The 2,265-nt window shown below is 59.7% G+C and carries 2 protein-coding genes and 2 pseudogenes; 3 read left to right on the top strand and 1 reads right to left on the bottom strand.

Annotation, left to right across the window (positions count from 1 at the left end):
* Nucleotides 1-137 precede the first annotated feature (137 nt).
* The 3 genes and pseudogenes from IWX64_RS16755 to ppk2 form a co-directional block, all read left to right on the top strand.
* Nucleotides 138-371: pseudogene (locus tag IWX64_RS16755) on the top strand (VOC family protein); the annotation flags it as partial.
* Complete coding sequence (locus tag IWX64_RS16750; protein ID WP_196868257.1) at nt 368-850, top strand: mycothiol transferase; 483 nt, start codon at nt 368-370, stop codon at nt 848-850. The pseudogene IWX64_RS16755 and the gene IWX64_RS16750, both read left to right, overlap by 4 nt.
* Before the next feature lie 132 nt (nt 851-982).
* Nucleotides 983-1,807: a polyphosphate kinase 2 gene (gene ppk2 / locus IWX64_RS16745; RefSeq protein WP_312883911.1), complete on the top strand. Its 825-nt coding sequence runs from the start codon at nt 983-985 to the stop codon at nt 1,805-1,807.
* Between the two features lie 63 nt (nt 1,808-1,870).
* On the opposite strand, the pseudogene IWX64_RS16740 reads toward ppk2, so the two are convergent.
* Nucleotides 1,871-2,170 (bottom strand): annotated as a pseudogene (locus IWX64_RS16740) (ASCH domain-containing protein); the annotation flags it as partial.
* Between the last annotated feature and the right edge of the window lie 95 nt (nt 2,171-2,265).

Raw genomic sequence — 2,265 nt, 5'->3', positions numbered from 1 at the left:
CCAGAATTACTCATGGACCCATCTTCCCGCACCCGGGAAATTGTGGAGATAGACATTGGTTCTGATCCTGATTCTCGCCCTACGAATTAGACGGACTTGCTATGAGCCACTGGCCTCAACTCACCCTGACACGTAGGGCCTTGGCCGGATCGGATGGCGCTGCAGGTGAAAGAACCGTCCGGTGTGAAGGGATGATGCTTTCGCTCCTGGGTACCGCGGAACCAGCAGTGTTGCATGAGTGGTTCGACAAGCTCGCTGATGGCGGCTCTGTCATCGACCCTCTGACACCGAAGCCGTGGGGCGCATCCGACGGCCAGGTCGTCGACCGGCACGGACTTCACTGGCTCGTCGGTTATGAACCCGAGGCGTGAACGACACACAGTTGCTTTCACAGCTGACCGCTGGCCGAGAACACGTACTCCGCTCCGTCGAGGGGCTACCAGAGGAGGCGCTCCACCGGGTGATGGTCCCGTCCGGTTGGTCGGTGGTCAGCCTCCTTAATCACCTCGCATTCGATGATGAGATGTTCTGGATTTCGGCCGTTCTCGGCGGTGACCAGGGAGCCATCGAACGCCTCCACAATGGCTGGGCGTCGGAACCGATGACCGGAGCAGAAGCGATCACCGCCTACCGGCGGGAGATCGTTCGCAGCGACGACATCCTTGGTGGCGTCGATCTCGACGCACCGCCGTGCTGGATACCCCCGGCAGATGTCTACGGCGGACCACCAATGCGTGACGGGCACGAGGTCCTCTTTCGCGTACTTGTTGAGACGTCCGTCCATGCGGGACACCTGGACATCGTGCGTGAGCTCTTCGATGGTCATCAAGATCTTGTCGTTACCTCGTAACGGGGCGCCTGCCCAAAGATTTCAGCCGAAAGAATTTCTATGGCACCCCGAACACGAGTCGAACGAAGCTTTACCCTGATTCCTTACCAAAGCACCTCCCTGAAGTGCACGGTCTGAGGCACAATGTGAGTTGTGGTCAAGAAAACGCGCCGCGAGGCAACCTCCCAGGTCCTGTCCAAGAAGGACTACGAAAAAGAACTTCTGCGGTTGCAGGAGGAACTGGTCGCGTTGCAGGAGTGGGTGCGCGCAACAGGCACGCGGCTGGTAGTTATTTTTGAAGGTCGTGACACCGCCGGTAAGGGTGGGACGATCCAACGAATTAGCGGGGCGCTCAATCCGCGCTTCTGCCGGGTGGTCGCTCTCCCGGCGCCGACTGAGCGCGAGCGGTCGCAGTGGTATTTCCAGCGTTACATTGCCCATTTGCCGGCGGCGGGGGAGATTGTGCTGTTCGACCGGTCTTGGTACAACCGGGCCGGAGTCGAGCGGGTGATGGGCTATTGCACTGATGAACAGTATGCCGACTTCGTCGACGCGGCCCCCATGCTTGAGGAGGCACTGATCTCCGATGGGATCGTCCTGGTGAAGTACTGGTTGAGCCTCTCCGACTCCGAGCAACGCCGTCGATTCCAGCAACGCATCGACAACCCCGCTAAGCGGTGGAAGTTGAGTCCCATGGACCTCGAGGCGCAAGCCCGTTGGGTTGATTATGCAGAGGCCAAGGACCGAATGTTTGAATTCAGTGACACCGAGCGCAGCCCGTGGTGGGTGGTGGACGCCGATAACAAGAAGGAAGCCCGGCTTAACCTGATGGCCCATTTGCTATCGCTGTTGCCTTACGAGCGGCCAGCGTTGCCGGACATCCACTTGCCCGAGCGCCAGAACCGGATCTACGAGCGACCGCCCATGAACCACCAGAAGTTCGTGCCCCAGCGCTACCGAGTCGGAAAATCTAAATAGCCAGCCAGTGATGGTGACTGTTTCGGGCCGCGCGCGGCCCAGGGTGCCGAAGCTAATAACTGGCTAGGTGGAAGCCAAGTCCGCATGTTCGGGCGGCCAGACCACGCTGAAACGCTCGAACACGATCTCATCACTTTCCGTCCATTGGCGGTCCTGTGCCGCTGAAACCCGTGTCCAGTACCGGCGGTGTTCGCGCCGCCAACTCTCCAGGCTTAGATCATCCTCGCCTTCGTCGACGGCAAACTTCGCATCCGCACTGGTGAAGTCACCAATGCGGAGCTCCACACTGCGAATGATGATGCGAGGACTCCCATCTCCGTCACAGGCAATCCAATGGGATCCGATGCGGGGCACTTGGTTACCGGCTCATCGCAATTGAGGGTGTAGTCGGGGTGTGAGCGGGATGGGCGCGTCGGTCACGGGATAGGGGTCGAGGCCTTCCGATGATGGAAGTTCTC

Origin of the sequence: Arthrobacter sp. CAN_A212, assembly GCF_015752345.1 — a bacterium.
Classification (GTDB): Bacteria; Actinomycetota; Actinomycetes; order Actinomycetales; family Micrococcaceae; genus Arthrobacter_D.
This window is presented reverse-complemented; position numbering and strand designations above follow the sequence as displayed.